This window comes from Sphingomonas bacterium (genome assembly GCF_903644135.1).
In the GTDB taxonomy this organism is placed as follows: domain Bacteria; phylum Pseudomonadota; class Alphaproteobacteria; order Sphingomonadales; family Sphingomonadaceae; genus Sphingomonas.
On sequence record NZ_CAHJXA010000241.1, the window covers coordinates 1 to 4,455 of the forward strand.

6 protein-coding genes are annotated in these 4,455 nt (G+C 68.4%); 3 read left to right on the forward strand and 3 right to left on the reverse strand.

Annotated elements, in window-relative coordinates:
* Window positions 1-224 precede the first annotated feature (224 nt).
* Both HUU96_RS11905 and HUU96_RS11910 read left to right on the forward strand, forming a co-directional pair.
* On the forward strand, window positions 225-392 hold the full coding sequence (locus tag HUU96_RS11905) for a DUF1328 domain-containing protein (RefSeq protein ID WP_174292998.1): 168 nt from the start codon (window positions 225-227) through the stop codon (window positions 390-392).
* Window positions 393-418: 26 nt separating this feature from the next.
* Window positions 419-2,011, forward strand: coding sequence for a cisplatin damage response ATP-dependent DNA ligase (locus tag HUU96_RS11910; protein ID WP_174292999.1), 1,593 nt, complete (start codon window positions 419-421; stop codon window positions 2,009-2,011).
* On the opposite strand, the gene HUU96_RS11915 is transcribed toward HUU96_RS11910, so the two are convergent.
* A complete protein-coding gene (locus HUU96_RS11915) occupies window positions 2,008-2,316 on the reverse strand; it encodes a metalloregulator ArsR/SmtB family transcription factor (RefSeq protein WP_174293000.1) in 309 nt (102 codons plus the stop codon). The two genes, HUU96_RS11910 and HUU96_RS11915, sit on opposite strands and share 4 nt — an antisense overlap.
* Window positions 2,317-2,404: 88 nt before the next feature.
* Here HUU96_RS11915 and HUU96_RS11920 point away from each other — a divergent pair, with 88 nt between their 5' ends.
* The gene (locus HUU96_RS11920; RefSeq protein ID WP_174293001.1) at window positions 2,405-3,358 is read left to right on the forward strand and encodes an acyl-CoA desaturase; all 954 of its coding nucleotides are present in this window, start codon (window positions 2,405-2,407) and stop codon (window positions 3,356-3,358) included.
* Here HUU96_RS11920 and HUU96_RS11925 read toward each other — a convergent pair.
* Both HUU96_RS11925 and HUU96_RS11930 read right to left on the reverse strand, forming a co-directional pair.
* Window positions 3,306-4,109, reverse strand: a complete 804-nt coding sequence (locus HUU96_RS11925; RefSeq protein ID WP_174293002.1) for a glutaminyl-peptide cyclotransferase — start codon at window positions 4,107-4,109, stop codon at window positions 3,306-3,308. The two genes, HUU96_RS11920 and HUU96_RS11925, sit on opposite strands and share 53 nt — an antisense overlap.
* Before the next feature lie 91 nt (window positions 4,110-4,200).
* Window positions 4,201-4,455: cold-shock protein (locus tag HUU96_RS11930; RefSeq protein ID WP_302480240.1), on the reverse strand; the 255-nt coding region annotated here is incomplete at its 5' end.

The following is a 4,455-nucleotide window of genomic DNA, read 5'->3' on the forward strand; positions in this document are numbered from 1 at the left end:
GGCGCGGCCGGCACGCTGGCGGTGGTCGCCCCAGCCGCGCTGATCGGCGAGCGCAGCTGGACCGCGCTGCCGCTGGTTCGTGCCCGGCGGGTCATCGCCGGCCTGTTCCTCGTCGCCGGCGTGGTGCTGGCGTTGCAGGCACTGGCGCTCGTCTAGGTCGCCTGCGGAGCCATTGCCGCCTTGCCTCGTTTCGCTGTCGTCCTCAATCAACCGAAAGGTGCGACATGCTGAAATGGGCCCTGATCTTCGCCGTCGTCGCCCTGTTGTGCGGGCTGTTCGGCTTCACCGGCGCGGAAAGCGTGTTCGCCACCATTGCCAAGATCCTGTTCGGCATCGCGATCGTCGTCTTCCTGATCTTCCTCGTCCTGGCGCTGTCGCTGGCGAGACGGTGACGGACGCGATCGGCTGAGCGGACGGGATGCACGCCTTTGCCGCGCTGCTGGATGCGCTGATCTACACGCGCTCGCGGCTCGCCAAGCTCAAGCTGATCGGCGACTATCTGACGGCGACGCCCGATCCCGATCGCGGCTGGGCAATGGCGGCGCTGACCGGTGATCTCGACCTGCCTGGCGTCAAGCCGGCGCTGATCCGCGCGCTGATCGAGAGCCGCGTCGACCCCGTGCTGTTCCGGATGAGCCGCGACTATGTCGGCGACACGGCGGAAACGGTGTCGCTGCTCTGGCCTGCACCCGTCCTGCCCACCGACACCGAGCCGCTGTCGGTGGCGCAGGTGATCGACCGGCTGATGCACCGGTCGCGCTCCGACGCGCCGGCGGCTTTGGCGGCGATGCTCGACCGGCTCGACGCGGAGGAACGGTTCGCGCTGCTCAAGATGGCGACCGGGGCGCTACGGATCGGCGTTTCCGCCCGGCTCGCCAAGACCGCCTTCGCGCAGGCCTTTGCGCTCGACGTCGAAGCGGTGGAGGAGGTGTGGCACGGCCTCGCGCCCCCCTACCCCAGCCTGTTTGCCTGGGCGACCGGCGGGGCCGCGCAGCCGACGCCGGCCGACGTGCCGGTGTTCCGGCCGTTCATGCTCGCCCACGGGCTGGAGGACGTGCGCGTCGACCTCGCCGACTATGCCGCCGAGTGGAAATGGGACGGCATCCGCGTCCAGATCGTCCATGTCGCGGGCGAGACCCGGCTCTACAGCCGCACCGGCGACGATGTCACCGGCAGCTTTCCCGAGGTCGCGGCGGCCTTTGCCACGCCCGGCGTCGTCGACGGCGAGCTGATGGTCAAGGGCGCGTTCCAGGGCGGCAGCCTGGAAGAGGGCGGCGGCGCGGCGAGTTTCAACGCGCTGCAGCAGCGGCTCGGCAGGAAGCAGGTGTCGGCGAAGATGCTCGCCGACTATCCCGCCTTTGTCCGCCTCTACGACATCCTGTTCGACGACAGCGAAGACCTGCGCGCACTGCCCTGGACCGAGCGGCGGATGCGGCTGGAGGCGTTCGCGACCCGGCTCGACCCCGATCGCTTCGACCTGTCGGCGGTGATCGACGCCGCCGACTTCACCGAGCTGGAGGCGATCCGCGCCGGTGCGCGCGACGCCGCGATTGAGGGAGTGATGCTCAAGCGGCGCGACAGCGCTTACGTCGGCGGTCGCCGCGCCGGCCTGTGGTATAAATGGAAGCGCGACCCGCTGACCGCCGATTGCGTGATGATGTATGCCCAGCGCGGCAATGGCCGCCGCTCGTCCTGGTATTCGGACTATACCTTCGGCTGCTGGACCGAAGGCGGCGAGCTGCTGCCGGTCGGCAAGGCCTATCAGGGCATCACCGACCAGGAGATCGCGCAGCTCGACAAGTTCGTGCGCAACCATACGGTGCAGCGGTTCGGCCCGGTGCGCGAGGTCGAAAAGACGCTGGTACTGGAGATTGCGTTCGACTCGCTCCACCTCTCGTCGCGCCACAAGTCGGGCATCGCCATGCGCTTCCCGCGCGTCCTGCGCATCCGCCTCGACAAGCCGGCCGCCGAGGCGGACCGAATCGAGACGTTGCAACGCATGGTGACCTAGCTCTCGCTTGCCGCCTTGGCCGCGCTTTCGCGCTTCAGCGGCCGGCTGACGGGGCAGACCTCCTGCACAAAGCCGTTGAGGGTGTTGGTCAGGCTCTCCGGCACCAGCTTGTAAAAGACGAATTGGCCACGCCGCTCGCTGCTCACCAGCCCAGCGGCTTCGAGGATCGACAGATGCTGCGAGATCGATGGCTTCGACATCGCGAAGCGCGAGGCGATGTCGCCCGCGCTCAGCTCGGCATGAGCGAGGTAGGCGAGGATCTTGCGACGGGGAGCGGAGGACAGCGCCTCGAAGATACGTTGCATCAGCAGGATATAGGCATTGAACTAACCATTGACAAACTCCGTCGATCATTTAGGTTTGTTCCTAATAGCCGAACTAAGGAGATGTGCCGTGACCTGTCTCTCTACCGATCGCATGATCGCCGACGCCGACAGCTGCGCGACAAAGGGCGTGGTCCGATGGGCTCCGGTCCGCTCGCTGTGGATCGGCGGCATGACGCTGGCGGCGCTGGCGTTGGGGCCGGTCACGATCAGCGGGTCGGCGGTGCTGCTGTTCCTCGTCACTTCTGCCACGACCTTGTGCCTGGGCCACTCGATCGGGCTGCACCGGCTGTTGATCCATCGCAGCTTCGCCGCGCCGCGCTGGCTGACGCTGCTGCTCGCCTATCTGGGCACGCTGGTCGGCATGGCGGGACCGCTCGGGATGGTGCGGCTGCACGACATGCGCGACTGGGCACAGCGGCAGGCGACCTGTCACGACCTGCACGCGCACCGGGCGGTGTGGTGGAAGGATGCCTGGTGGCAGATGCATTGCCGGCTGGTCCTGGCGCGGCCGCCGCGCTTCGTGCCGGAGGCCGACCTAGCGTATGACCGCGTGCTCCGCTGGATCGAGGCGACGTGGATGGCGCAGCAGCTGCCCTGGGCGTTGCTGTTCTGGTGGGTCGGCGGTCTGCCATGGCTGGTCTGGGGCGTGCCGGTCCGCATCGCGGTCGGCGTGACCGGCCACTGGCTGGTCGGGCACATCACCCATCGCGGCGGGCCGCAGGGATGGAGCGTCGACGGCGTCGCGGTGCAGGGTCATGATCTGCCGGCAGTGGCGCTGATCACTTTCGGCGAGGCGTGGCACGGCAACCATCACGCATGGCCGGGCTCCGCTCGGCTGGGCATCGAGCCGGGCCAGCACGATCCGGGCTGGTGGGTGCTGATCGGCCTGCGGCGGCTCGGGCTGGTGTGGGACCTGACGGAGCCGGGGGCACTGGCACCGCGCGCCGGCCTGCGCCGCGTGACGCCGGTCAGGAGGGGTCCAGCGTCACCTCGAACACGGTCGGCCACAGCTTGCCGGTGATGAACAACCGGTGCCGGTCGGCGTCCCAGGCGATGCCGTTGGCGACCGCATCGATGTTGGTCGGCTTCACCTCGGCCAGAATCGCCCTGAGATCGACGATCGCCGTCACATGGCCGGTCGCCGGGTCGATGCGCACGAGATAGGGTGTGCGCCAGATATTGGCGAGGAGCGCGCCGTTGACCATCTCCAGCTCGTTGAGCTGGTCTAGCGGCTTGCCATTGACGGTGACGGCCATGCTGCCGACCACGCCGAAGCTCCTGGCGTCGATGCGCTTGAGAGTGGCGCTGCCGTCCGACTCGATCAGGGTATCGCCGTCGCTGGTCAGCCCCCAGCCCTCGCCGGGGTAATGCGCCTCGCCGACACCGCGCAGCGTCCGGGCGTTCCAGCGATGGGCGATGCCGTCGTGCCAGGTCAGGCTGATCAACTGGTCGCGCCACCGCGCCAGCCCCTCGCCGAATTGCGCCGCCGGTATCCTGGCGCGGGCCAGCACCTTGCCGTCGGCCAGGCGGACGCGTCGCACTTCCGACATGCCTTCCATGCCGACGCTCTCGTATAGCGCGCCGTCGGACCAGATCAGCCCCTCCGTGAACGCGCCGCGGTCATGCGGGTAGCGCGCGACAATATGCGGGACGAGCAGCACCGGACGCTCGTCCGGCACCGCGGCAGTGGCCACGGGCGGAGATGACTGCGCCGTCCGGGGCGGAGCGGAACCCAGCAGCGCGAGCACGGCAAGGATGATCAGGGTACGCATCGGCCGCTACCTTGCTACTCAACAGGAACGACAACGGCCCACCCGGACAGTGCCGGATGGGCCGTTTGGTTCACGTACGATCCCGAACCGATCAGCTCGACGTCGAGAGGTTCACCGCCGCATATTTGCCACGCCGGTCGACCTCCAGCTCGAACTGCAGCCGGTCGCCCTCGTTCAGCGTCGTCATGCCGCCGCGCTCGACGGCGGAGATGTGGACGAACGCGTCAGGCTGGCCATCGTCGCGCTGGATGAAGCCAAAGCCCTTCATCGCGTTGAAGAACTTGACGGTGCCGGTCGCCTTCTCACCGGTCAGCTGGCGCTGCGGCGCGCCGCCGGCACCACCACC

What these genes read in the sequence shown, in the direction of transcription:
- HUU96_RS11905 (WP_174292998.1), top strand. Translation starts at nt 225, where the DNA reads ATGCTGAAATGGGCCCTGATCTTCGCCGTCGTCGCCCTGTTGTGCGGG.
- HUU96_RS11910 (WP_174292999.1), top strand. Translation starts at nt 419, where the DNA reads ATGCACGCCTTTGCCGCGCTGCTGGATGCGCTGATCTACACGCGCTCG.
- HUU96_RS11915 (WP_174293000.1), bottom strand. Translation starts at nt 2,316, where the DNA reads ATGCAACGTATCTTCGAGGCGCTGTCCTCCGCTCCCCGTCGCAAGATC.
- HUU96_RS11925 (WP_174293002.1), bottom strand. Translation starts at nt 4,109, where the DNA reads ATGCGTACCCTGATCATCCTTGCCGTGCTCGCGCTGCTGGGTTCCGCT.